Source organism: Sphingobacterium sp. UBA1897, assembly GCF_002337775.1.
GTDB lineage: Bacteria > Bacteroidota > Bacteroidia > Sphingobacteriales > Sphingobacteriaceae > Sphingobacterium > Sphingobacterium siyangense.
The window spans coordinates 197,914-222,391 of record NZ_DDGR01000026.1; the positions used below are offsets into that span (position 1 = coordinate 197,914).

Here is a 24,478-nt window from a genome sequence, read left to right on the forward strand (position 1 = left end):
CAAAGCGACGATATTATCCTATTTTTACGCTTCATAAAAATTGATTTTAAAAGTTGGCAAAAGAAAAGAAAGTGACCCCATTGATGCAACAGTACAATGCGATCAAGATTAAGTATCCTGGAGCGTTGTTGTTGTTCCGTGTTGGCGATTTTTACGAGACATTTGGTGAGGATGCGATCAAAGCTGCCCAGATTTTGGGCATCGTTTTGACAAAGCGTGGCAATGGCTCGGAATCGGAAACTGCATTGGCTGGTTTTCCCCATCATTCATTGGAAACCTATCTTCCGAAACTGGTGCGTGCTGGCCAACGGGTGGCGATCTGTGATCAGCTGGAGGATCCGAAGACGACAAAAACAATTGTTAAGCGCGGTGTGACCGAGCTAGTGACACCTGGAGTCTCCTACAGTGACAATATTGTTCAACAGAAATCGAATAATTATTTAGCATCAATTTTTATCGAAAAGGAGCGGATCGGTATTTCTTTCTTAGATATTTCAACAGGTGAATTTCTGGTTGCTCAAGGTAGTGTGGCCTATATAGATAAATTGCTTCAAGGTTTTAAACCGAGAGAAATTATTCTTTCAAAAAAACAGAGCAAGGAGTTTACAGAGCAGTTTGGATCACAATATTACACCTATTTTCTTGACGAGTGGCCTTATACGGGTGATTATGCCACTGAAACGCTATTGAAGCATTTTGAAGTCTCCTCGATGAAAGGATTTGGTGTGGACCGCATGACTGCAGGAGTTGTTGCTGCTGGTGTAGCATTGCATTACCTCAATGAAACCGAGCATCGTAATCTGCAACACATTTCTACGCTTTCCCGTATTGAAGAGGACCGTTTTATGTGGCTGGATCGTTTTACGATTCGCAATTTGGAATTAATCGGATCGTTGAATGAAAATGCAGTAACGCTATCCGATGTATTGGATCATACATCCAGTCCAATGGGAGCGCGTCTGCTCAAGCGCTGGATCGTGATGCCGCTCAAAGACAAAAAGAGTATTCAGGAGCGATTGAATGTGGTCGATTTCTTTTTCACTAACCGTGATTTGCGGGATGAGCTGATTGGTCAGATCAAGCAGGTGGGAGATCTGGAACGTTTAATTTCCAAGATCGGACTGCAAAAAGCGAATCCGCGGGAAATTGTGCAATTGAAGCGCGCATTATATGCTATTGAGAAATTGAAGGAACTTACGGATCGTAAAGATGCTGATGCTCTTCGGACAATCTCAGATCAGTTAGATGCTTGTGCAGTTATACGTGAAAAAATCGAGCAACAGGTTCAGGCGGAGCCTCCTGCCGCAATCAATAAGGGGAGTGTAATCGCGGAAGGGGTGGACCCTGAATTGGATCGATTGCGCAAGATCGCTTTTGGTGGCAAGGATTATCTGCTTGAGATCCAAAAAAGGGAAGCGGAACTCACAGGGATTCCTTCTTTAAAAATAGCGTTCAATAATGTTTTCGGTTATTATCTGGAGGTCACTAATACACACAAAGATAAGGTTCCGACGACGTGGATCCGTAAACAGACACTGGTGAATGCTGAACGTTACATTACGGAGGAACTTAAAGAATATGAAGAACAGATTCTCGGTGCTGAGGAGAAGATACAAGCGCTTGAGAATAGATTATATGCTGAGCTATTGGTTGCCATTGCTGAATACATCAAACCTATTCAACTCAACGCCCAGCTCATAGCCAAGTTGGATGTACTGCTTAACTTTGCTGTTGTAGCGGAGAAAAACTATTATGTAAAACCCGAAGTCAGCGAGAGCAAGATTTTGGATATTAAAGGTGGAAGACACCCTGTCATTGAAAGAAACCTGCCGATAGGTGAGGATTATATTACCAATGATACTTTTTTAGATCCGAAAACACAGCAGATTATTATTATTACGGGCCCTAACATGGCGGGTAAATCTGCATTGCTCCGTCAGACTGGATTGATCGTGTTAATGGCGCAAATTGGTTGTTTTGTGCCAGCAAAAGAGGCTAAGATTGGCCTGGTTGACAAAATTTTCACCCGTGTAGGTGCTTCGGACAATCTTTCTTCGGGTGAATCTACGTTTATGGTGGAGATGAATGAAACCGCGAGCATCATGAATAATCTATCGGACCGCAGTCTTATTCTTTTGGATGAAATCGGTCGTGGTACAAGTACTTATGACGGTATTTCTATTGCCTGGGCTATTGCCGAGTTTTTACATAATCATCCTGCTGCTAAGGCAAAAACCTTGTTTGCCACGCATTACCATGAATTAAACGAGCTGACTACTTCGTTGGATCGTATAAAAAACTATAATGTAACGGTGAAGGAGGTTAATAACAAAGTTATTTTCTTGCGTAAACTTGTTCCAGGAGGCTCAGAGCATAGTTTCGGAATCCATGTGGCAAAGCTCGCTGGAATGCCGCAAAAGTTGCTTAATCGGGCCAATCAAATTTTGAAAAGGCTGGAGCAGGAGCGCACAGGTGGTGAGCAGATTAAAGATAGCATGCGCAAAATCCAGAAACAGGCCTACCAATTGCAGATGTTTTCTATTGATGATCCTGTCTTGAATAAGATCAGGGATATGCTGAATAACCTGGATGTTAATTCGCTTACTCCGGTTGAAGCATTAATGAAATTGGATGAGATACAACGCCTTTTGAAGAATTAAATCTTCCCTTGGGCTTGGGCAATTGATCTCAAGCGGAATTTTTTTCGATTTACATACGCCAGATGATGTTTTGTAAGATAGACATCATCTGGCGTATTTTTTTTCTGAAAGTGTCTGGTCTTATTGGCCAGAAAGAACCTTCAGCTCGCTTTCATTACTGTTGGTGTCTGCGAAGTCATCAGGTTTTTGAAGGCTATTTGCTTAAAACCTGAAGAATAGCTCCAAGCTTCCGTAATTTGCCTGTATCGGAATCAAAACCTTGCTGCTTGCATCATAAGGCGTGTAATGATAGCCGAGTTCGAAACCAATGTACTTTTGGTTTTTCATGCGAAATAGGGATGCGAGACCAAGTCCTAAGTGCACATTATTGATGGTTACCATACGATCGGTGTATCCGCCATCATAATAATAACCATCCGGATCATAATAACCAGAAGAATAAGCACTTTCTGTAATGCCTGTATCTGTAATATCTATGCCAAGAATACCTTTTGGAATCAGTATAAATTTGTCGTTGTCAAAAACTTTGTAACCTACAGCACCGCCCATAAATGCGGTCGCTGAAGAATTGACCGAAACATTGGAGCCCTCGTAATTGTAATCAATATTGCGGTCGTTTGAGTTGATGCGCACCTTGAAGCCACCTTCGAATATAAATTTTCTTTCCAGCGAGCTCATCAGCATAAATCCAAAGTTTATGTTGGTTCCGAAAATTTTGTTGGCTCCGCCAAGTGGGGTGACTACGCCGATTGAAGGAACATAGCCCAGTTTGGCTTTCTGTCTATCTCTGTACACTTTGGGGACTGGAAACCGCTGTTGATTATCTTGTTCGTTAGCTTGTTGGTCTTGTACGGCATTGGCAACTTCAGTATCTGAAAAAAGCTCTAAAATAGTTTTTTCCTGATCGGTTAACGTATAACTATCGGAAGCAAGCAGGGCTTTGGCTCTTACTTTTATCAGGCCGTCCAGGGGATGCCTTAATGGCACGAAATTGTATTTTTCCTTATGCTGTTCGTATTGTGTTGAAAAATCGTCCTGGTCTGCCGCATCCAGTCTTTGTAGAAAATTTTTATCGAATTGATTGTCTATATAATTTTTGATCTCTGTTGTGGTATTCTTTTTTTCAATGATGTATATAAGAATACGTAAACGCTGTACAAACTCGTTGGTACCACAGCTAGCTTGTATACTATTGAGTAAAGGATCAATTTTGTCAAAGTCATTGTTGTTCAATGTTTTTGTCAATAAGGGAAGTATTTCAGTTGTATGCCGGTCACAATTCTCTTGTGCATGCAATAGTTTTGTAGGAAGCACACCGATGATGATCAATATCATAAAAGCAAGCTGACGGATATTCATGGCTTATATAGATTTGTTGCTGACTAAATTAGCAAATAAATTGCAGGATACACTGGTTTGTTTGTACCAAAGGTTCTAAAAGTTTTATCTTTGATGTATGGCGTCGATATTTCGGTTTAAACAGTTTGAGGTTGATCAGTCTGACTGTGCAATGAAAATTAACACAGATGGTGTACTGCTGGCTTCCTTGCTGGAAGTAGAACCTGTGGACCGGATACTGGACGTAGGTACAGGTACGGGAGTCATTGCATTGATGTTGGCTCAACGGCTCGTAGACAGTAGGGTAGAGGCTGTCGAAATTGACCCTTTGGCTGCTGCGATGGCTGACAGAAACTTCCGTAATTCCATTTTCCAGGAACGTTTAGTGCTGCATGCTTCCTCCTTTCAACAAATGGATGTACAAGGGCATTACGATCTGATCGTATCAAATCCACCCTTTTATACAGATTCCTTACATAACCCGGATGAACGCAAGAAGCTGGCGCGACATACCGATCTGGATTTTTTTGCTGAACTGCTGGATTTCGCCGCTTTACGTTTATCGGATCGGGGAAAATTAGTGTTGATCGTTCCAACGGCATTAGCGGAAACGTTGACTAAAATTTCGGCGGAAAGGGGATTATACTGTTCCAGTGAAGTACAAATAAGCTCCTTTGAAGGGGAATCGGCCATTCGGAAAATCGTTACATTTGAACGCTTACGCGTCGAACTGCTCGCTCAACGTACGTTTGTTATTTATGCCGCCAAGGGTATTTATTCAGAAGCTTATCGAAATGCCTTGGCACCTTATTTTTTAGCTTTTTAAGTGATGACAAAGATCGGATTACTCTCGGATACACATTCTTTTTTAGATGAAGCTGTATTTACTCATTTTGCAGCCTGCGACGAGATATGGCATGTGGGCGATTTTGGTGATCCTGATGTTGCGGATCGGTTAGCCGCTTTTAAGCCACTGCGCGGAGTATACGGAAACATTGATGGTCAGGAAATTCGTTTACAATTTCCAGAAGATTTGAGGTTTAGGTGTGAGGAAGTGGACGTATTTATGACACATATTGGTGGTTATCCGGGGAAATATGCTGCACGCATAAAAGGGGAATTGATGAAAAATCCACCTAAATTATTTATTACTGGACATTCACATATCTTAAAGGTTATCTTCGACCCCAAGATCTATTGTCTCCATCTCAACCCTGGGGCGGCAGGTAAGCAGGGCTGGCACAAAGTAAGGACATTAATGCGGTTTGAGATCAATAAAGATAAAATTGAGAACCTGGAGGTTATTGAACTCAAAGACCGTTAAGTCACCTAGATTCTTCTTTAGTCTTTTTTATGAATAGACAGCCGGACGATACTTTGGGTAATGGCAAAGAGATCGTGCGGTACATTCGGCTCTAATGTCACTAACATGCCTTTCGTTAGACTGATTTTGCTTCCGTTAACGCCAAAATCAATATTGCCTTCGACAATTTCCACAATAATTGATGCAGCTGTTGTATGCTCCTTTAGATATTGCCCTTCTGCAAAAGCCAAGCGATATTCTTTGCTGCCATTTGTTTCTAGCAGGAGGTCCATTTTGGGTTTTTTGTCCTGAAATGTGACGTTTTGAAAAATAGATGCTGTCTGCATGGTCGTTGTACTATTATCTGTTGTTGCTGATATATTGTTGATAAAGGTCCTGTAAATAGGTCTGTAAGATCAGGGCGTGGGTATGCAAGGTGTCATGGGCGGCATATAATAACGTAATGATTTCTTGTTGCTTGTTGTGGTCAAGAAATTCCTTGCAATAGTTGTTATGCTTTAGTTTTGTTCGATATTTTTCCGAGAAGTCATCCCACAAAGCTGGATTGTGGTGATACCAGATCCGAAGTTCTTTTGAAGGGGCAAGATTCTTATTCCATTCAGACAAATGAGCCTTTTCCTTTGTTATTCCACGAGGCCAAAGTCTATCGATGAGTACACGATACCCATCACTAGGGGAAGCTGCATCATATATTCTTTTTAGCACAATTTTCATGGCTATATATTATAAAATAACACTATTACTGATGTAAAATAAATATATGATTTTCAGCTGTAAAATGTGTCAGCTCGTTATCTTATTTCTTCTATAAATCGAAAGAATTTCCCTCTCGGATAGACGGGAAGAAGTTGGTGAAAACGATGGAAAGTTTCCTATTGCGGGAGTTTTAAAAGAAGTTTCTCAGGTACTATAGTGAATCACGAACTTCAAGAAGAAAGTTCTTCAAGCGCTCCAATGAATCTACAACACGTTGATTTTCTTTTGCCTCAGATTTGTTGTCACGCAGGTAATCACGTGCACCCTGTAGGGTATAACCTTTATCTTTAACCAAATTGAAGATGATCTTTAAATTGGCAATATCTTCTTGCGTAAATAAGCGATTGCCTTTTTTATTTTTCTTAGGTTGTAGAATGTCAAATTCACGCTCATAAAAACGTATTTGGGACGCATTTACATCAAACATTTCTGTAACTTCTCCCATTGTATAATACAATTTATTTATTTCACGCTCTTTGTACGGCATATCTTCACGATTAATCTATAGCAAACTTAATAAAAATTCCAATTCAAAAAGAAATTTTTGCGATCTCTTATCTGATTAGGGACTGACCGAGAGGGATATGGTACAATTTATGAGAAGCCAATAATAATTGTGTATAAAGGGAAATTTTTCTAAGTTTGACTAGTTTGAAAACGGTCTAAACATCATATATGATTATAGTTAGCAAATTTTGGACGAATTTCTTCTCTTTTGGAAAAGCCAATGCAATTACTATTTATCCTTTTATCTTTCTGAAAAATACCTTTTTTAAACAGCAGGACGACTTGATTCGTCATGAGCGTATACATTTGCGACAGGCGCTTGAATTAGGTATTCTCTTTTTCTATGTATGGTATCTCATAGAATTTGTCGTTCATTTTATTCAATTTAGAGATTTTGATAAAGCCTACCGGCGTATTTCTTTTGAGCGGGAAGCGTATGACAGGGAGGGCGAAACAGATTATTTGTCCAAAAGAAAAATATGGGCTTTTTGGCGATATCTTTAAAAAGATGGCCTATTCAACCCTGCCATAAAAGCCTCATAAGGTCATAGGCACAACAATTATGAGCTGAATTGAAGATGCTTTCTAGCCGATAAAATAGACACTTTCAAAAAAGAAAGCGGTGCCAAGAATATTCTTGGCACCGCTTTCTTTTTTATTTTGAGGATGATTATCCCACTAATTTAAGATAAGTAGCTACTTTGTTTTTTAACTGTCTACGGTCGACAATGAAATCCAAAAATCCATGCTCAAGAACAAATTCTGAAGTCTGGAATCCTTTTGGAAGATCCTTTTTGATTGTTTCTTTAATGACACGTGGTCCTGCAAATCCGATTAATGCTCCCGGTTCTGCGATATTTACATCACCTAACATCGCGTAAGATGCTGTAACTCCTCCTGTCGTAGGGTCAGTCAATAAACAAACGTAAGGAAGTCCTGCCTTTGCCAATAACGCTAATTTAGCCGAAGTTTTAGCCATTTGCATCAATGAAAATGCGGCTTCCATCATACGTGCACCTCCTGATTTGGAGATTAGCATAAATGGAATTTTATGCTCAATACAGTAATCTATCGAACGCGCGATTTTTTCACCAACGACAGATCCCATTGATCCGCCGATGAAACTAAAGTCCATACAAGCAATAACGATGTCTTGACCATTCATTTTTCCATGGCCAGAACGTAAAGCATCTTTCAGGCCTGTTTTGGCTTGACTTTCCTTTAAACGTTCAGGGTATGGCTTTGAATCGAAAAATTCTAATGGATCACCAGAATTTAGATTAGGAAATAGTTCTGTAAATTCGTTATTGTCAAATAAAATTGAAAAATATTCTTTGGAGCCAATTCTTAAGTGGTGCCCACAATATTGACAAACATAGTCGTTTTCTACTTGTTCAAGATGCAACAATGGTTTTTTACATGTGGGACATTTGTTCCACATACCATCAGGTGCTTCTTTTTTATTAGCGGTAGCTGTGCTAATACCAGCTTTTTCTCTTTTAAACCAACTCATACGATAGTTCTTATTCGATTACAAACTTATATAAATTTGCTTTTATATACAATTATAATTGTGTTGAATGTACATGCCAAGCGATTAAAACTCCTTGTGTAACAGGGCTTCTATAAATAGGGGAAATGCGGGTAACAATTGGGATATATAAGGTATTTCGCTGATTATTAGGTTAGAATTGAATTTTGGACCGGAGGATTAGTCAAAAAAAAATGGGCATAAAAAAAGGGTAAGCTACTCCTATCGCACCGCTCAACCAAATACCCTTGCTTTGTTCCCAACCTGGGGGAGTCAATGGGAGCTGGTCGTAGAAGACTTACCCGCCACAAAAGTAGAAAAAAAAACAGTTTTAGGAAAGAAAAAATGCTATTTTATCTTATGCTGCTGATTATCATTGCAATAAATTGTATTTAGTAGCTGCTCTTAGCTTTATTTTATGGTGGAAAATAGCTGGTATCTGTGTAAATCCGCTAACAATGGCGTAAAATTAGGGCTTGGCGAAGTCCACTGGCTGTAATTGTTCTTTTGGAAACGTCGGAAGTAGTATAATCTGGCGTATATGAGATCGACTTTGAATAGGCTTATATAGTCTAATTTCCCTTATTCAAAGTCGATCTCATTTTTTGGACTACATTTTTTCTTGATTGTATTCGCCCAATAGGGAATAATAGCCAAATAAGCCGAGTCCAATGGAGATTATGGGAGTTAAGATGCACAGGATAATGATTCCGAAAACGAGATCTTCCTGATGTCCCGTTGAAATCTTTGGCAGGGCCAGTTCAAAAATGGAGAAATAAGCAGTAAACAATGCTAAAACGATCCAAAGTATGCCGAGGAATTTTTTGAGATTATTCATGTGTTGCGGGAGTTGATTTGTTGTTGATATAAATACTGCCAATGATAAAACATACAATGGCAATGATAATAGGGTACCACAAACCTGCAAGATAGAATTGCGGGGTATTGGATGCTTCAGCATTTGTCGTTAAGTATGTCGATACCGCAGGAAGGAGGCCGCCGAATATTCCATTTCCAACATGATAGGGTAAGGACATGGATGTATACCGGATCTTTACAGGGAATAGTTCAACAAGAAATGCCGCGATGGGCCCGTACACCATTGTAATATAAATCACTTGTATAAAGATCAGCAGGACGAGCAGCATATAGTTCTTGCCTGCAAGATGGACTGTGGTTTTGGTCATTGGCTGTCCCTTGAGTTTTCCTGACTGATGTATCATGCTGGCTCTAGTAACTTCTGTCTGGTCCTCATATTGAGTCTTGGTGATCGAAATAGTTTCCGTTGATTGCGGTCCACGGGGGACCTCCGTTGTTTCGTTCACCTTGACTTTCTGTTCTACATTGGAAAGCTGGTACATGGATTCGTAAATCGGGCGATAAGTCAATACGGCAAGTAACATGCCACCGAGCATAATCCATTTTCGTCCAATTTTGTCACTAAGCCACCCAAATACGACAAAAAATGGAGTTCCCAAGAGTAATGCGATGCCGAGGATGGTATCGGCCTGGTCAGATTGAAGGTGCATGACCGTTTTCATGAAACTCATCGAGTAAAACTGTCCGGTGTACCAAACAACGCCCTGTCCCATGGCTGCACCAAAAAGTGCGAGCAGCACAAATTTGAGGTTGTAGCGGTTGCCAAAGCTTTCTTTTAGCGGATTTGTACTTGTTTTTCCTTCCGCTTTGGCCTTGCTAAATTCGGGTGACTCCTTCATCTTCTTACGAATAAGATAGGAAACATATACCATGACTAAAGATAGGAGGAAAGGAACCCGCCATCCCCAAGAATCAAATTGTGATTCACTGAGAAAGCCTTTAGTAAGGAGGATGACGACGAGTGATATGAAAAGGCCAAAAGTAGCTGTTGTTTGTATCCATGATGTCCAATAGCCCCGCTGGCCCAATGGGGCATGTTCAGCGACGTAAGTTGCTGCACCTCCATATTCCCCGCCTAGGGCAAGACCTTGCAAGAGACGAAGGATCAACACGAGCAGTGGTGCCCAAAACCCAATACTCTCATAGCTGGGGATACAACCTATGAGAAATGTTGCTCCGCCCATGAGCATTAAAGTAACCATAAACGTATATTTTCGACCGATAATATCACCTAGTCGCCCAAAAAATAGGGCGCCAAATGGTCGGACAACAAACCCTGCGGCAAATGTGGCTAGGGTTGAAAGAAAAGCCGCTGTTGGATTTTCTGCTGGAAAGAATTTGGTGGAAATTACAATGGATAGGCTGCCAAAAATGAAAAAGTCATACCATTCGATAAGTGTTCCCATGGAGGAAGCTCCGATGACTTTCCAAATACTTTTTGTATTGTTTTCGTTCATTAATTCTTGATTTTTGGTTGAGTATGATTCTGAATTTTTATTGCGATCCAAGCGGCATTTTAGTACTGCTGCATGATAGGAAATGAGCTAATTTTTTTGAATTTCCGTGTGTCCGGCAGTTTTATACCGTTTTCCGGGTAAGGCGTGAATGAGTGACTGCATTTCAAGTTCCAATAGGATTAAGGCTAATTTACTTTGTGGCCATTTTGTGAGGTCAATCATCTGGTCTATTTCTAATTGTCCTTTTTGCTGAATAAGTGTAAAAAGGAGTTGTTGGTCTTTTGTCAGTGTCAAAGGAAGGCTAAACTGTTGGTCAACGGCTTTTGTGCTGATTTCCCAATTCATGAGGTATTCGAGATCCTGAAGACCTCTAATCATATGAGCACGGTTGGTTTTGATGAGGTAGTTGGTGCCTTCAGAACTTTTTTCATAAACGGCTCCTGGAAAGGCGCATACATCGCGATTGTAGCTGTTGGCAATTTCAGCGGTAATTAATGCGCCTCCTTTAATTGCAGCTTCTACGACAATGGTGACATCTGCCATACCGGCTATGATGCGATTGCGCATAGGAAAATTACTGCGCTCAGGTAATGTGTTGGATGTAAATTCTGTCAATAAACCGCCTTGGTCTAGCATTTTTGTGGCAAGTTCGCGATGGGATGCGGGGTAAATTCGATCGAGACCATGCCCTAATACAGCAACGGTTGGAATATTATTTTTTAGTGCGTTGCGATGTGCTAATGCGTCAATACCATAAGCAAGACCACTAACGATTAGGGTGTCTTTGGTACAATTCATGGCTTCTAGCAAATCTTCGCATATTTTCTGGCCATAATAGGTCGCATGTCTAGTGCCGACGATACTAATAACTTTTGCACTGTTGAGTGGTTGGTTCCCTTTATAATAGACAACAAGCGGAGCGTCTTCACATTGTCGTAGCCTATCGGGGTAATTTTGGTCTTCCAGCCATAGCGCTTGTATCTGATGTTTTTCGATAAAAGCGAGTTCTTTTTCACAGGCGGGCATATAGCTTTTATTGTATATTGCTTCGGCGATTGGCTCACGTATCCCAAGAATTTGCATCAAATCTTTTTTTGAGTAAGCAAATATGTCCGCTAAATCGTGACCTTGGTCAATGATGTGACGCGCTGTTCTAGGGCCAATCCCCTTGATTTTCGTCAAAGCTATGCGATAAATTAGTTTCATAATTGGGTTTATCTAAATATATGAAAAATATAACGAGCTGTTGTACTTTTTGTTAGAATTGCTCAGGCTTGTTGTATTTTTAGTGGAATGACGAAGTTCTTAATCGGAGGAGATCACGTGCCTGCTGGAAAATTTGTGGATTGCTCTAGAATGAATGCAATTTTCCCGAGCTTATTTGAGATCTCTTGGGATGAAATATTGGTCAATTATGGAAAGAAAGAAGAGGAATTGGTAACTTTGAGCGATTAATGATATTTTAACTATGGAAATGAAAGAACCTTTTGATATAGAATTGGGGGATGTAGTTTATTCTGTTTTCCCTGAGGAAGAAGATACGTATGTTATTTTTAAGGATGGTGTGGAATACGTAAAGATTATTAAAGATAATGATACAAACTGGTTGAAACTTAATCCAGAAACGGACCTTCCTATGTTCGGTATGGATGAAGAAATCAATCTAATTGGCGTAGAAATTAAAAAGGAATTGGGTCTTTAGTCTCTTAAGTTAAAGATAGTTAAATACTTTTTAATTTTATTTATAGTTGGTTATTTTGGTTTGTCAATTATAAATATGGTACGTATCGGATTTCTATCTTTATTGTTTTTCTGTGTCTACTTTTCATTTTATCGGCCGGGAGTTTTTGCTCATCCAGCGGAATTTTATTGTCAGGATACCATTGGAAAAAAAGGAAGTCAAAAAGATACTTTGCGTTTGGATACTGTTTCGATCAAACGTAAATCAGCAGCGGATAAATGGGAAGAAAAAAAGGAGGAGTATAAGTCGATCTTTTTCTGGGGTGATACGAAAAATATGGTGACCTTGCCTCATCAGGGCGGAATTGCTGTCAATCTGAACAAGCTTTACAATAAATTCAGTCGAAAGGGACGAAATTCGAGAAAACTTCAACGTCAGTTTGAAAAAGAATACCAACAGGATCTGATTCGCGAGGAATGGTATCCGCTGACACAGGAATACAGCAAGCTATCGGGAGATTCGTTGCGCAAATTTAGGATATACTATGAGCCTTCCTTAAAATGGCTTCGTGAGAATGATCGCTATGAGAAGATCGCTTACATCCATAAGTGTTTAACGAACTACCTCGATTCTGTAGACATTATCCATAGGAGACTTCAGTTTCCTATGGGTAATGCCAAACTTTAATTACATAGGTACGTATACCAGATATTTTGTATCAAAGAAATCTTCTTTAAAGTAATCTGAAAGTGGGTGTAATTCTGCTTTGAGCTTAGATTCTTTGATCTCTTCGGTGAGATCTCCGCCTTTTAAGTAAAGAATTCCATTAGGGATCCCGTTTTTATCTTTTCTTGCGAATTTATTCTGTATCCAAGGCGTAAATTCTCCAAGTCTTGTCACCGCACGTGATATGACAAAATCATATTTGTCGTCGAGTTGTTCTGCGCGAATATGATCTGCTTCAACATTCTGGAGACCGAGTCCAGCTGCAACTTCACGTACGACCTTAATTTTTTTGCCGATAGAATCGACCAAATGGAATTTGACTTCAGGAAACATAATGGCCATTGGGATACCTGGAAAGCCTCCTCCGGTTCCCACATCCAAAATTTGTGTTCCTGGCGTGAGCTCTTGGACAAATTTAGCGATACCTAGCGAGTGTAACACATGGTGCAGGTAGAGGCTATCAATGTCTTTACGCGAAATAACATTGATTTGGCTATTCCAAAATGTATAGAGGTCGGCAAGTTTTGCAAACTGTTCTTTTTGAATATCCGTTAATTTTGGAAAATAGTTATAGATGATATCAACTGTTGGATTCAAAGCTTCGTATTTTAAAAGTGAATTATTTCCAGCTTATTTTTTTCTTTTTTCTGCTGAAGATGCCATTGATGCAAATATAGAAATAGTAGATGAAGTCTACCAAAGGCAGCCACCAAATCAGTTCCTTTACTTCTAGTTTTTTATAGATGTTGGCAAATATTATCCATTGGGCAATCAGCCTTAGAAGGTAGGCTGTAACGGGAACATACCAGTACATTGGAAAGGCAATCGCTGTTGCGATAAGTGCTACGTAAAAAAAGACTGCCGATACCAGCTGAGTGCCCAGCATGCGCTGATGTCGCTTTTTGTAAATGGTAGAGGCGCCTGAGTGTCTTGCTTTTTGCTTGTAATAGCTCCTCCAAGTCGCTTTGGGTTCCGAATAAACAATGGATTCGGCTGCCAGTGCAATGTTAACATTGGTCGGATTTGCATTTTGGTTAACAAAAAGATCATCATCGCCGGATTTAATATGCATATGTGCTGCAAATCCTTTGTTACGAAAGAAAAGGTCTTTTTTGTAAGCCATGTTACGCCCTACTCCCATATAGGCATCACCCTTTAGTGCATAGGAGAAATAACTCATGGCAGTATGGCTAGTTTCAAATCGAATCAATAGATTTAGCAAGCTTTTTTTCTTAAAATAAGGAGAATAGCCTAGTACAATTTCTGTTTCCGGTCTGAAAGCTGCGGCAATTTCTTTGAGCCATTGATCGGATTGTGGCGCACAATCCGCATCGGTAAACACCAGTGTCTGGTGCTTTGATGCTTTGATACCCATACTGACAGCAAACTTTTTACCATGTTTCAAGCGAATATGCTCTTTGATATCCACAATCTTTAAATGGGGATATTTTGCTTCGAAATCATGCAATATCCAAGGCGTATTGTCTGTTGAGAAATCATTGACAACAATTACTTCAAAATTGGGATAGTCTTGATTCAGTATACTCGGAAGGAATTCAGGAATATTATCCTGTTCATTGTGTGCACAAATAATAACGGATAGCGGTGGGAATTCGGTTCCTTCTTGTACAGGTTCAATTTGATAACGACTCAATTTGCTATATACAAATAAGATGTAGTACAATTGTATCAATAGGAAAAGACCCAATACTCCGAAAGCAATATATGGAAGATTGGCCAAAAATACGTGAAGGTCAAGCATAGCTCACAAAGATAAGTGCTTTCCGCAACTTTTTTATAGGGGAAAAATGATAATTTATTTTTGAAACATCCTGTTTGCAAATCTTTTTATAGTATTTTTGCAACGTATTCTAGGGATGAATCCGAGCTTGGGTGGAAATTAGGAAAGCTATAATGACTTTTTAAGTTGCAACTAGTTGAAAATGAGTTTTTAATTTTTTACTCCAAATGCCGATATCGCCATTTCCATGGCAAATCATTCTTTAAAATAGAAATAGTCTCAGAGGAAAAATATTAATGAAATTTACGCTACAAGCACAAGATAAGTTGTCAAAAGCACGTGCAGGTGTTGTCGAAACTGCACACGGTCCCATTCAAACGCCTATTTTTATGCCTGTTGGTACGGCAGGTACAGTGAAAGCAATTCATCAACATGAATTGAAGAACGATATTGAAGCGCAGATTATTCTGGGTAATACGTACCACCTCTATTTACGTCCGGGGCTGAATGTGTTGAATAAAGCCGGCGGATTGCATAAATTCAATGGTTGGGATCGACCTATTTTAACAGATTCTGGTGGTTATCAAGTGTATTCGTTGACCGAAGTACGTAAGATCAAAGAAGAAGGGGTTACCTTTCGTTCCCATATCGATGGATCAAAACATCTATTTACACCAGAAAATGTAATGGATACGCAGCGTATTATCGGTGCAGACATCATTATGGCATTTGATGAGTGTACGCCTTATCCATGTGATTATGGGTATGCACGTCGTTCTTTGGATATGACCCATCGTTGGCTGAAACGCTGTGTGGATCGTTTTGATAGCACTGATCCGCTTTATGGGTATGATCAGACTTTGTTTCCAATTGTTCAAGGATCTGTTTACAAAGATTTAAGAATTAAATCCGCAGAGACTATTGCTTCGTTTAACCGTGAAGGAAATGCGATCGGTGGATTATCGGTAGGCGAACCTGCGGAAGAAATGTATGCTATGACCGAAGTTGTCTGTGATATCTTACCGCATGACAAACCACGTTATCTTATGGGCGTAGGAACACCGGTAAATATTCTTGAAAATATTGCCTTAGGGGTGGATATGTTCGATTGCGTTATGCCAACCCGTAATGCTAGAAATGGTATGCTTTTCACACAAAATGGTATTATCAATATCAAAAATGAAAAGTGGAAAGATGATTTTTCACCAATAGAAGCGGAGAGTGATCTGCATGCAGATCAATTTTATTCGAAAGCCTATCTAAGGCATTTGATTAAATCACAAGAAATTCTTGGGGCACAAATTGCTTCTTTACATAATTTACATTTTTACCTTTGGTTGGTTAATCAGGCTAGGGAGCGAATCATTGATGGAACTTTCTACGATTGGAAAAACAAAATGGTGAAAATATTGGATCAACGTTTGTAGAACTAAATAGCTCAAGTAAAAAAATGCTGTCGTTAATCGATCGTTACATTATCAAAAAGTATCTAAGTACTTTTTTATTCACTATGGCGATATTTACTGTTGTCATGGTGGTTTTTGACGTGTCCGAACGATTGGATGATTTTTTAAAATATCATGCACCCCTCGATAAGATTATTTTTGAGTATTATGCGGGGTTTATTCCCTTTTACTTAAATTTTCTTTGTCCGCTGATCAACTTTATTGCGGTTATTTTCTTTACCTCCAAGATGGCGGACCAAACTGAAATTGTCCCAATTCTAAGTGCCGGGTATAGCTTTAACCGTTTGCTTCGTCCTTACATGATCGCTGCAACCCTGATATTTGCCATTTCTTTGGTATTCAACATTTTTATTATTCCGAATACGAATAAAATGAAGGTTGATTTTGAAAATATCTACGTAAAGCCACCCAAGGATAACTCGAGGGTTTCTACTCACATGCAATTGGACAAAAATAGCTATGTTTATATAGACAATTTTGATAATACAACCAAAACAGGATACGGCTTTGTACTTGAAATTTTCAAAGGGGATACCCTCAAGGAAAAAATGATGGCTGACCGTATTACTTGGGACTCGGTGGCAACAAAATGGAAGATCGAAGGATATACCAATCGTATTATCAATGGACTGCATGAACGCATGGACAAAGGAGCCGTTAAAGACACGACTTTGGATATGAAACCTTCGGATTTTGAGGTACGTGATAACATGTTTACCGCCATGGATACACGCGAATTAAATATTCGTATCCATAAGGAGGAGATCCGGGGAACCGGAGTTATGAACGACTTATTACTTGAGAAATACAAGCGTTATGTGTATCCATTTTCAGCTTTTGTACTGACCTTGATGGGTGTGGCACTGTCCTCCAAGAAAGTGCGTGGGGGGATAGGATTGAGCCTTGGTATTGGTATCGCGTTAAGTTTTACGTATATCGTCTTTATACAGTTTGCAACTATGTTTTCTTTGAAAGGGGGACTGCCACCGTTGATAGCCGTATTAATTCCGAATGTTACCTTCTTTTTGGTAGCACTATACCTGGCGATAAAAGCGCCAAAATAAATTTTTGTTCAGTTTTCAATAACTTCAGTGAGCCTGCCTTATAAAGGGAAATAATAGGTATTGCTCATCATTTCTATACAAATGTATTCTAGAGAATATGACTAAAATTCAATTAAATCGGAATATTCTAATTCTGCATTTAACAATACTTATTTGGGGATTTACCGGAATTTTGGGTAGTCTGATTTCCGTATCTGCCCTTCATTTGGTGTGGTATCGTGTTTCAATAGCGTCTATCGCGCTGTTGATCTATTTCTTGGTAACCAAACAATCGATTGTAGTTTCGCGGAAACAGTTTCTCCAATTTTTTATGGTGGGGGCCGTTGTTGGACTGCATTGGGTATTATTTTTTTATTCGATCAAAGTATCTACCGTATCGGTGACATTGGTTACGCTATCGTCGGTGACTTTATTTACGGCAATATTGGAGCCTATTGTGAATAAAAAGCGCATTGCACTGTTGGATATTGTAGTTGGTTTGGTAATTATCATCGGTATTTATACGATCTTTTCTTTTGAAACACATTACCTCGTTGGTCTATTGGCGGGGCTTGGTTGTGCGTTTTGCGCGAGTATATTTTCTATCGCTAATGCGCGTATGGTTAAAAAATCGAGCCCAACCCTGATTACGTTCTATGAGATGATGGGGGCATGCTTCTGGATCAGCATATTGATGTTGTTTACAGGAGATTTCAATGCTGAAATGAGACTGGGGCAGCAAGATTTAATTTATCTGCTGTTGTTAGGTGTGGTTTGTACGGCGGTGGCTTATGTTATGGGCGTTGCTGTTATGAAGGAATTATCTGCTTTTACTGTTGCGCTGACAACCAATCTGGAGCCTGTTTATGGTATTCTGTTAGCGATGTTGATATTTGGGCAAAAGGAGACCATGAGCGGCGGGTTTTATCTTGGAGCCTGTATCGTTTTAGGAGCAGTATTTACTTACCCTTATGTAAAAACCAAATTAGAGAATAGACAAAAGGATCTGGTTATTCGTAAATTGCATTAATTGAGACAGTGAAGTCAATTTATTGACTTCACTGTCTCTGGTAATCTACTGGAATGAAAATTCGCCAATCCCAATATTGCGCTCCTTATTGCGGTCAAGGTAGATCGTAACGATTTTTCGTTCTTGCTTTCCACTGCTATAGTAGGTATAAATTTCAGCCATGACAGCCGCTGGACCTGCTAGCGTCAGGGAACCATCGTTAAAGAAATCAACTTCAATTTTATATTTTCCTTTTAGTGCTTTTTTCAATAGAAATTGTTCAGGGCCATAGCCGCCAGTAAAGTCATTGCTGAGTCGACCCCCAATCGCTGTGGCTGGATTACTATAAAAGCATTTTTCTTGATTTGGATCAGTTACCCAAAGGTCTATATCGGTGTTTTGTGAATTCCAATTGATGACAACACGAATGTCAACGGGCAGATCCGCAATCAATTTTTTGTTCACGGTAACTGTGGAGCTTGCAGCTTTGTTTGCTTTAATGAGATTATTGATTTCCATAACCAATGTTTCTTCAATACCGTCATCGCGGTCGGCGGCTTCCGGGGAGTAGCTCTGGGTCAAAATCCCATATAATTGTTCTAGTGCTTCCTTGAACATACCTTTGTCTTGTAAGACAAGGGCATAATCGCGGTGGCTTTGTGGATCCATTGGACGCCATTTTAATACCTTAGCTGTAATGAATAGTGCATTATCGTAATCGCCCCATTCCCGTAACTTATAAGAGATGGTTTTATAGAGATCTGCATTTTCAATTTGTAAGTCTGCGAGTGCACTTAAAATGAGTAACGCTTTGTCTCGATCCCCTCTTTTGAAAAAGAAGTTTGCGACATCAAAATAAAAAGTTGGCGTTCCCATATACTGATCCCGAAGTTGGAGATAGCTTTTGTAAGGATCTTTGGATTGAATAAGGTCCTGTAAATAGGCTTGGTCTTCTTTAATTTCGGGGATGCTGATTTTTCCACGTATGTTGTTAATGCCGCTTGGCGTTTGTAGGCCAGCTACACGTCCTTCTAAGGATTGAACAACAGCGAATTCCTGAAGAACGTCCTCAGATGCGGCCGCCTTCGCCAGTTCGCTGGTTGCTGTATGGGCAGTGCTTGAATTGCCAGTTGCCGAGATGCTTTTCGCTGAGGTTCCGTCAGATGAACGCGATTCTAAGGCTAGCGTGGGAGCTGCAGGACTAGCTGAGGGACGCGACGGAATGGGGGTAACAGGAGCAACACCGGTAGCCATCTCTTCAGCAACAGCAGGTTCTGGAATGCGAACTAATCTTTTACGCTTTGGATATTTCTTTTTTTGCTGAAAATCGGTATTCCACCAGGACTGAAGCTGTTTGGTAATGTCTTGAGCCTGATCCAACAAGTCTGCTACACGTTCTTCCTTTGCGATACGTTCTTCTTTTATGAGCCGATTAAATTCGGAAAGCAATTCGGCAGGTGGAGTTATTGCATAACGTATGTAATCTTCTACAGTTTCCAGTACAATTAAGCTGGTATTTCGGGTAACAATACCGAACTGTTTACCAAGGGTTTCAATTTCTTCACGATTGTCTTCGTATTGAATATCCAGCGCTTCAATTTTCTTTTGTGCCCAGATCTGTTGTAGGTCAATTTCTCCATGGTCAGGTTGCAGCGCTATACTAATCTCTTGTGGTGCTTGTTGCCCATCTCCTACAAGTACTGTGAGCTGCTTCATTCCTGAGTGTTTCCCTAAGCCTGCGATAGAAAAATTGGCTTGTATTGGGGTACCTTTTTGAGGATAAACTTCCTCAAAATCATTTTTTTCTTTTATCCCCAGATAGATAAGGTTTATCGTATTTAGATTATGATAAGCTTCAGTTATTGAGGTATTGACTAAATTGATCATCTTTCCAATATGTTTTTGGGCAATTTGTTTTAGGACACCATAGTCCGACCCACTGGATGAAGTAATGCAATAGACTGGATTGTCAAGGCTCATTTTACTTTGACCAAATGTAGAAAGGCCGTCGCTAAACAGCAGGTAATTGCTGGCCTTTATTACACCGGCCTTTATTTGGCTATAATCTGTACCGCCATCGTAATTAATTCCTTTGATGTAGTTTTTGAGATCATTCCAATTACCTTGACTTACCTGAAACGTATGCCCTTTTACAAAGCGAATGTCCAATAAGCCCAGATCAACAGTCATATTGGGGTTTTCTTTAAAAAAGAGATCTAATAGCGCGAGTTCCTTTTCTATATCTCTATTTTTACTGCTGAGCGAACGGTCCCATATAATTCCAATGCTGTGCCCCCATTTCTTTTGAGCAGGTTTTATGGAGTTGACGCTTGCATTGGCAAGAAAATAAAAGGTATTGTCATTATTTGCCTGAAATAGACCTGATGTTTTCTTGTTGTCTGTCGGCAGTTGAATGACTAAATTTCGCTGGGATTTAAACTGTTGTTTATGTAAAGAAGCTGTGTAATTGCTGTTATGTTGTGAGAATGCCAACGAACCATCTGGTTTCTCTGTGAAATTTGGCTTATGTGTGTCTTGAAAGACATGGATATCCAAGGTGAAGTTTTCAATGGGGGATGTATAGTTTAAGGGTAGATGGTAGTAACGAGCCTGATCGGATGCTGTTGTCAAATTTTCCGAATAGCTGATCTGAACGGTGCGCTTCCCATTCGCTGGTAATGGGTAAATCCGAGTTCGGAAATTATTTCCTTCGACTTTTTCCAATAGACCCGGATCGACCCGGCGTGTTTCTATACTTTCAAATACTTCGGTACCTTTATTTTTATCGACTGGAACTGCCTGGCGTAATTTGCCGTTGATATCTAAGGCGTAGCCGCTCACGGAGACGCCCTCCGGCATAGGAAATGTCAGTTCGCCCTCGAGATCGCGATTGGTCTTATTGTCGAAGACCATTGTCATCGTCGTTTTGGCTATATTTCCGAAGATGACTACATCTACTTTTAGGTCTGCCAACATCACCTTGTTTTGCTGGCCATCGTCATTTTTAATTCTTAAGCTGGGTATTTCGCGTGTAGTTTTGATCTGAGATTTCGTATCCACATTGGAAAATACCAAAATTATGAAAAGGGCAACTATAATCTTTTTCATCTTTCTATGTTTAGTAGGTGAGGTCCGTGAATACATCGATGGTTCGCGGCACAATTAGTTGTTATTTTTCTAGTGATGCAGGAAAATTCAAAATTCCATAACCGAGGGTATTTAATTTTTATAGGGTGTTTTTTACGATAGATGCAGTTTATTTAAACTTATGTTAATGATTGGCTAATATCTGGCAATTATGTTTGCATCAGTATTCGGACAGCCAGCCAAGTATAGATTGTTTAGACTAACCCTACTGATTTATCAGATATGCAAGGCAACAGGAATAGAATTTGGCTATTGGAATGAACCTGAATAGTAGTAAACATTATTTGAAAAATTTGTACAGATGAAAAAAATATACAGTGTACTGGGGATGGCCCTATTGTGTGCTTCATGTAGTAAAGATGATGTGTCGCAGATTACTGACCCGACAGAACTGACCTATCCGCAAAAGGCAATAGCAACAGACCCAAAAGTATTAAGTGATATTAATGGTGTAAAAGTGTATAATGGAGGCTATGGGTCTTCGATGGTCCAAGATCCTACTGATAAATCTATATTTTATCTTTTAACTGATAGGGGACCAAATATTGATGGGACAGAAAGCGATAGTAAAGTATTTGCTACTCCGGCATTTGCACCACAGATTGGTAAATTCAGATTAAAGGAAAATACGCTAACATTGGAATCTGTTATCGAATTGAAAAATAAAGCTGGTGTGAAATTGAATGGTCTGCCAAATCCTGAAGGGAAGGGTGGTTCTGGAGAAAAAGCATTGGGGGTTGATGGTAAAGATCTAGGGAAAAGTGAGGATGGAATCGATTCAGAGGGGCTAGCGAGAGCGGCGGATGGTTCTTGGTGGGTCAGTGACGAATACGGACCACATATCGTTCATTTTGACGCTTCGGGGAAAGAAATCGAACGGATTAACCCTTGGTCTACGGGTAAAAAGTTGCCTTTGGTATTTGCCAAACGTCGTCCTAATCGCGGAATGGAGGGATTGACGCTTACACCAGACGGTAAAACACTGGTCGGAATCATGCAATTTCCACTGTATAATCCATCTAAAGATGCGATTAAAAATTCGTTGGCAATCCGTATTGTTACGCTGGATATTGCGAGCGGCGCCACGAAACAATATGTCTATATGATGGAGCGTACCGATTTGCAGGCTGTAAGTGAAATTGCTGCCGTGAGCAATTCAACATTTATTGTCTTGGAACGTGATGGGGAATATGCGACAGAAGCAACTCGCTCTACTGTATTTAAGAAAATTTATAAAATAGATCTTTCTGGCGCAACAGATATCTCGGATGCGAATAATACCGCAACTGGGAAATTATTTGACGGTAAAACTGTCGAGGAACTCAAAGACGCAGCTACATTGGCAAAGTATAATATTAAACCAGTCAATAAGACATTGGTTGCTGATTTAATGACTGACATCAAGGAATTGTATCCGCATGATAAAGCAGAGGGCTTGGCTGTCATTAATCCTTTCATGATCGCGGTATGTAATGATGATGATTTTGGGGTGACTGGAAAAGGCTTCTATGAGTCGAAAATATTGCCTTACATAAAGACTGTAGACAAAAACAGTATTTATTTTGTTAAGCTTAAGGACCCATTGAAATAGGCACTAATTACTGATCATAAAAAAGGTCCGTTGAATTCTCAACGGACCTTTTTTATGATTTTATACGGTCCAAGCTTTTCTCCTTATTGTTAAAGATTAAACGGTGGCTTGGCGTATCACTAGTATGACCTCCCTGTTGAGCGCGGCCTACTTTTATGCATTTATTGTCGCCAAGAAGTCTTTGCTTTCAAGCTCTGAATACCCCATTAAGTATTCATCGACTTTTCTCGCACATTCGCGTCCTTCGGAGATGGCCCAAACAACAAGCGATTGGCCTTTACGGCAGTCTCCGGCAGTGAAGATATTATCAATAGTCGTTTGGTAGTCTTTGTCATTTGCAAGGATATTTCCTTTTTCATCTACACGAACACCTAACTGTTCTAAGAGCGTATGTTCAGTATGTTGATAACCAATAGCCAATAATACGAGGTCTGCCGGTATTTCACGGATCTCGGATTCTCCTAAGCGGGTTCTTTTTCCAAATTCATCAACTTCGTATTGAACTTCTTTGATTTTTATAGCTTTGATATGGCCATCTTCATCTTTAACAAACTCTTGCGTTTCTGTAGCCCAAAGTCTTTCACAACCTTCTTCTTGGGAAGAGGAGGTTCCGAATGTGAGCTTGTCCATCGGCCAAGGATTGTTTTTTAGGCGATGTTTAGATGGTGTAGGTTTGCGGGCAATCTGTGTAATACTTTTTGCACGATGACGATTGGATGTACCAATACAGTCCGATCCGGTATCGCCGTCACCGATGACAACAACATGTTTGTCTGTTGCCAAGATGCGGTCTTGTTCGACAGCAATTCCACTTACTTCTTTATTCTGTTGGGTCAAAAAGTCCATGGCAAAATGTATGCCTTTAGCTTCATGTCCCGGTAATTGCATGTGCCAAGGAACGGTTGAGCCAGTGGCTAATATAACTGCATCATAAGCTTTTAATTCATAAAAGCTGATATCTTTGCCAACTTCTGTGTTAACCTTGAATTCTATTCCCGATTCTTTCATGAGATTGACACGGCGATCGATCACCGATTTTTCTAATTTAAAATCCGGAATACCGTAGCGGAGTAAACCTCCAACCTGGTCATCACGTTCGAAGACGATAACATCGTGCCCAGCCTTATTGAGCTGAGCGGCAGCCGCTAGTCCTGCTGGACCAGAGCCCACGACAGCGACGCGTTTGCCTGTTTTTAAATAGCTTTTATGTGCTTTGACATAACCCTTTTTAAAAGCAATCTCAATAATATGTTTTTCGATCTCCTCAATAGTGATCGGAGTACTATGTATGCCAAGTACACAGGCTGATTCGCATGGTGCCGGACATATTCTACCTGTAAATTCAGGGAAGTTATTGGTGGAGGACAAAATTTGATAAGCCTCTTCCCATTTTCCATCGTATACGGCATCGTTAAACTCAGGGATGACATTGCCCAGTGGACAACCTGAATGACAAAATGGAATGCCGCAGTCCATGCAGCGCGCGGCCTGCTTATTGAGCTCGTTCTCCGAATACCCTTTATTGAATTCCTTAAAGTGCTGTACGCGACCTTCCACAGCTTCTTTTGTCGGAAGCACGCGCTCAAATTCTTTAAAACCTGTAATTTTTCCCATGATGTGCT

General features: G+C 40.0%; 23 protein-coding genes and 1 other RNA gene. 11 read left to right on the forward strand and 13 right to left on the reverse strand.

Annotated elements, in window-relative coordinates:
- Positions 1-53: 53 nt before the first annotated feature.
- The gene (gene mutS / locus B4N43_RS17575; RefSeq protein WP_286735782.1) at positions 54-2,660 is read left to right on the forward strand and encodes a DNA mismatch repair protein MutS; all 2,607 of its coding nucleotides are present in this window, start codon (positions 54-56) and stop codon (positions 2,658-2,660) included.
- 201 nt (positions 2,661-2,861) lie between these two features.
- Here the strand turns inward: mutS and B4N43_RS17580 are convergent, their stop codons facing one another.
- Entirely contained in the window at positions 2,862-4,019 is a 1,158-nt protein-coding gene (locus tag B4N43_RS17580) for a hypothetical protein (protein WP_286735783.1), read from the reverse strand.
- A 97-nt stretch (positions 4,020-4,116) separates the two neighbouring features.
- Between B4N43_RS17580 and B4N43_RS17585 the strand changes: the two genes are divergently transcribed.
- On the forward strand, positions 4,117-4,824 hold the full coding sequence (locus tag B4N43_RS17585) for a tRNA1(Val) (adenine(37)-N6)-methyltransferase (RefSeq protein ID WP_088160240.1): 708 nt from the start codon (positions 4,117-4,119) through the stop codon (positions 4,822-4,824).
- Positions 4,825-4,827: 3 nt separating this feature from the next.
- Positions 4,828-5,322: a metallophosphoesterase family protein gene (locus B4N43_RS17590; protein ID WP_286735784.1), complete on the forward strand. Its 495-nt coding sequence runs from the start codon at positions 4,828-4,830 to the stop codon at positions 5,320-5,322.
- A gap of 17 nt (positions 5,323-5,339) precedes the next feature.
- Here the strand turns inward: B4N43_RS17590 and B4N43_RS17595 are convergent, their stop codons facing one another.
- The 3 genes from B4N43_RS17595 to B4N43_RS17605 form a co-directional block, all read right to left on the reverse strand.
- Positions 5,340-5,648 (reverse strand): AraC family ligand binding domain-containing protein, encoded by a 309-nt coding sequence (locus B4N43_RS17595; protein ID WP_088160242.1) that lies wholly within the window; start codon positions 5,646-5,648, stop codon positions 5,340-5,342.
- 13 nt (positions 5,649-5,661) lie between these two features.
- Entirely contained in the window at positions 5,662-6,036 is a 375-nt protein-coding gene (locus B4N43_RS17600) for a DUF488 domain-containing protein (protein WP_286735785.1), read from the reverse strand.
- Between the two features lie 193 nt (positions 6,037-6,229).
- Positions 6,230-6,565, reverse strand: a complete 336-nt coding sequence (locus B4N43_RS17605; protein WP_046674120.1) for a MerR family transcriptional regulator — start codon at positions 6,563-6,565, stop codon at positions 6,230-6,232.
- A gap of 188 nt (positions 6,566-6,753) precedes the next feature.
- On the opposite strand from B4N43_RS17605, the gene B4N43_RS17610 reads away from it, so the two are divergent.
- Positions 6,754-7,089: a hypothetical protein gene (locus B4N43_RS17610; RefSeq protein ID WP_088160244.1), complete on the forward strand. Its 336-nt coding sequence runs from the start codon at positions 6,754-6,756 to the stop codon at positions 7,087-7,089.
- A 166-nt stretch (positions 7,090-7,255) separates the two neighbouring features.
- Here B4N43_RS17610 and accD read toward each other — a convergent pair whose 3' ends face one another.
- The 5 genes from accD to dprA form a co-directional block, all read right to left on the reverse strand.
- Positions 7,256-8,098 (reverse strand): acetyl-CoA carboxylase, carboxyltransferase subunit beta, encoded by an 843-nt coding sequence (accD, locus tag B4N43_RS17615; RefSeq protein WP_088160245.1) that lies wholly within the window; start codon positions 8,096-8,098, stop codon positions 7,256-7,258.
- A gap of 224 nt (positions 8,099-8,322) precedes the next feature.
- Positions 8,323-8,420, reverse strand: an RNA gene (ffs, locus tag B4N43_RS17620) — signal recognition particle sRNA small type.
- A gap of 306 nt (positions 8,421-8,726) precedes the next feature.
- The gene (locus B4N43_RS17625) at positions 8,727-8,954 is read right to left on the reverse strand and encodes a DUF6814 family protein (RefSeq protein WP_075991056.1); all 228 of its coding nucleotides are present in this window, start codon (positions 8,952-8,954) and stop codon (positions 8,727-8,729) included.
- On the reverse strand, positions 8,947-10,452 hold the full coding sequence (locus B4N43_RS17630) for an MFS transporter (protein WP_286735786.1): 1,506 nt from the start codon (positions 10,450-10,452) through the stop codon (positions 8,947-8,949). Before B4N43_RS17630 ends, B4N43_RS17625 begins: the two co-directional genes overlap by 8 nt.
- An 87-nt stretch (positions 10,453-10,539) precedes the next feature.
- Positions 10,540-11,658, reverse strand: coding sequence for a DNA-processing protein DprA (gene dprA / locus B4N43_RS17635; protein ID WP_286735787.1), 1,119 nt, complete (start codon positions 11,656-11,658; stop codon positions 10,540-10,542).
- Between the two features lie 87 nt (positions 11,659-11,745).
- On the opposite strand from dprA, the gene B4N43_RS17640 reads away from it, so the two are divergent.
- The 3 genes from B4N43_RS17640 to B4N43_RS17650 all read left to right on the forward strand — a co-directional run bounded on the left by B4N43_RS17640 (position 11,746) and on the right by B4N43_RS17650 (position 12,820).
- Positions 11,746-11,907 (forward strand): hypothetical protein, encoded by a 162-nt coding sequence (locus B4N43_RS17640; RefSeq protein WP_157625892.1) that lies wholly within the window; start codon positions 11,746-11,748, stop codon positions 11,905-11,907.
- Positions 11,908-11,920: 13 nt separating this feature from the next.
- On the forward strand, positions 11,921-12,154 hold the full coding sequence (locus tag B4N43_RS17645) for a hypothetical protein (RefSeq protein ID WP_075991059.1): 234 nt from the start codon (positions 11,921-11,923) through the stop codon (positions 12,152-12,154).
- 75 nt (positions 12,155-12,229) lie between these two features.
- Positions 12,230-12,820 (forward strand): hypothetical protein, encoded by a 591-nt coding sequence (locus B4N43_RS17650; RefSeq protein WP_075991060.1) that lies wholly within the window; start codon positions 12,230-12,232, stop codon positions 12,818-12,820.
- Here the strand turns inward: B4N43_RS17650 and rsmG are convergent, their stop codons facing one another.
- Together rsmG and B4N43_RS17660 are read right to left on the reverse strand one after the other, a co-directional pair.
- Positions 12,821-13,456, reverse strand: a complete 636-nt coding sequence (gene rsmG, locus B4N43_RS17655) for a 16S rRNA (guanine(527)-N(7))-methyltransferase RsmG (protein ID WP_088160248.1) — start codon at positions 13,454-13,456, stop codon at positions 12,821-12,823.
- 22 nt (positions 13,457-13,478) lie between these two features.
- Entirely contained in the window at positions 13,479-14,621 is a 1,143-nt protein-coding gene (locus B4N43_RS17660) for a glycosyltransferase (RefSeq protein ID WP_088160249.1), read from the reverse strand.
- A 275-nt stretch (positions 14,622-14,896) separates the two neighbouring features.
- Here B4N43_RS17660 and tgt point away from each other — a divergent pair, with 275 nt between their 5' ends.
- The 3 genes from tgt (at position 14,897) to B4N43_RS17675 (ending at position 18,139) form a co-directional block, all read left to right on the forward strand.
- Positions 14,897-16,027 carry a tRNA guanosine(34) transglycosylase Tgt gene (gene tgt / locus B4N43_RS17665; protein WP_075991063.1) on the forward strand — a complete coding sequence of 377 codons (1,131 nt, stop codon included), beginning with the start codon at positions 14,897-14,899 and terminating at the stop codon, positions 16,025-16,027.
- Positions 16,028-16,053: 26 nt separating this feature from the next.
- On the forward strand, positions 16,054-17,130 hold the full coding sequence (locus B4N43_RS17670; RefSeq protein WP_088163445.1) for an LptF/LptG family permease: 1,077 nt from the start codon (positions 16,054-16,056) through the stop codon (positions 17,128-17,130).
- Between the two features lie 97 nt (positions 17,131-17,227).
- Complete coding sequence (locus tag B4N43_RS17675) at positions 17,228-18,139, forward strand: DMT family transporter (RefSeq protein WP_286735788.1); 912 nt, start codon at positions 17,228-17,230, stop codon at positions 18,137-18,139.
- A 45-nt stretch (positions 18,140-18,184) separates the two neighbouring features.
- Here B4N43_RS17675 and B4N43_RS17680 read toward each other — a convergent pair whose 3' ends face one another.
- On the reverse strand, positions 18,185-21,226 hold the full coding sequence (locus tag B4N43_RS17680; protein WP_286735789.1) for a VIT domain-containing protein: 3,042 nt from the start codon (positions 21,224-21,226) through the stop codon (positions 18,185-18,187).
- A 340-nt stretch (positions 21,227-21,566) separates the two neighbouring features.
- Between B4N43_RS17680 and B4N43_RS17685 the strand changes: the two genes are divergently transcribed.
- Positions 21,567-22,856 carry an esterase-like activity of phytase family protein gene (locus tag B4N43_RS17685; RefSeq protein ID WP_286735790.1) on the forward strand — a complete coding sequence of 430 codons (1,290 nt, stop codon included), beginning with the start codon at positions 21,567-21,569 and terminating at the stop codon, positions 22,854-22,856.
- A 153-nt stretch (positions 22,857-23,009) separates the two neighbouring features.
- On the opposite strand, the gene B4N43_RS17690 is transcribed toward B4N43_RS17685, so the two are convergent.
- Positions 23,010-24,470, reverse strand: a complete 1,461-nt coding sequence (locus B4N43_RS17690) for a glutamate synthase subunit beta (RefSeq protein ID WP_201666302.1) — start codon at positions 24,468-24,470, stop codon at positions 23,010-23,012.
- Between the last annotated feature and the right edge of the window lie 8 nt (positions 24,471-24,478).

Bases quoted from the DNA above. Each gene is read 5' to 3' on its own strand.
- B4N43_RS17610 (WP_088160244.1), top strand. From the start codon at position 6,754: ATGATTATAGTTAGCAAATTTTGGACGAATTTCTTCTCTTTTGGAAAA.
- dprA (WP_286735787.1), bottom strand. From the start codon at position 11,658: ATGAAACTAATTTATCGCATAGCTTTGACGAAAATCAAGGGGATTGGC.
- B4N43_RS17650 (WP_075991060.1), top strand. From the start codon at position 12,230: ATGGTACGTATCGGATTTCTATCTTTATTGTTTTTCTGTGTCTACTTT.
- B4N43_RS17675 (WP_286735788.1), top strand. From the start codon at position 17,228: ATGACTAAAATTCAATTAAATCGGAATATTCTAATTCTGCATTTAACA.
- B4N43_RS17685 (WP_286735790.1), top strand. From the start codon at position 21,567: ATGAAAAAAATATACAGTGTACTGGGGATGGCCCTATTGTGTGCTTCA.
- B4N43_RS17585 (WP_088160240.1), top strand. From the start codon at position 4,117: ATGGCGTCGATATTTCGGTTTAAACAGTTTGAGGTTGATCAGTCTGAC.
- B4N43_RS17680 (WP_286735789.1), bottom strand. From the start codon at position 21,226: ATGAAAAAGATTATAGTTGCCCTTTTCATAATTTTGGTATTTTCCAAT.
- B4N43_RS17600 (WP_286735785.1), bottom strand. From the start codon at position 6,036: ATGAAAATTGTGCTAAAAAGAATATATGATGCAGCTTCCCCTAGTGAT.
- B4N43_RS17630 (WP_286735786.1), bottom strand. From the start codon at position 10,452: ATGAACGAAAACAATACAAAAAGTATTTGGAAAGTCATCGGAGCTTCC.
- B4N43_RS17640 (WP_157625892.1), top strand. From the start codon at position 11,746: ATGACGAAGTTCTTAATCGGAGGAGATCACGTGCCTGCTGGAAAATTT.
- B4N43_RS17625 (WP_075991056.1), bottom strand. From the start codon at position 8,954: ATGAATAATCTCAAAAAATTCCTCGGCATACTTTGGATCGTTTTAGCA.
- B4N43_RS17595 (WP_088160242.1), bottom strand. From the start codon at position 5,648: ATGCAGACAGCATCTATTTTTCAAAACGTCACATTTCAGGACAAAAAA.
- tgt (WP_075991063.1), top strand. From the start codon at position 14,897: ATGAAATTTACGCTACAAGCACAAGATAAGTTGTCAAAAGCACGTGCA.
- B4N43_RS17590 (WP_286735784.1), top strand. From the start codon at position 4,828: ATGACAAAGATCGGATTACTCTCGGATACACATTCTTTTTTAGATGAA.
- accD (WP_088160245.1), bottom strand. From the start codon at position 8,098: ATGAGTTGGTTTAAAAGAGAAAAAGCTGGTATTAGCACAGCTACCGCT.
- B4N43_RS17660 (WP_088160249.1), bottom strand. From the start codon at position 14,621: ATGCTTGACCTTCACGTATTTTTGGCCAATCTTCCATATATTGCTTTC.
- B4N43_RS17580 (WP_286735783.1), bottom strand. From the start codon at position 4,019: ATGAATATCCGTCAGCTTGCTTTTATGATATTGATCATCATCGGTGTG.
- B4N43_RS17605 (WP_046674120.1), bottom strand. From the start codon at position 6,565: ATGCCGTACAAAGAGCGTGAAATAAATAAATTGTATTATACAATGGGA.
- B4N43_RS17690 (WP_201666302.1), bottom strand. From the start codon at position 24,470: ATGGGAAAAATTACAGGTTTTAAAGAATTTGAGCGCGTGCTTCCGACA.
- B4N43_RS17645 (WP_075991059.1), top strand. From the start codon at position 11,921: ATGGAAATGAAAGAACCTTTTGATATAGAATTGGGGGATGTAGTTTAT.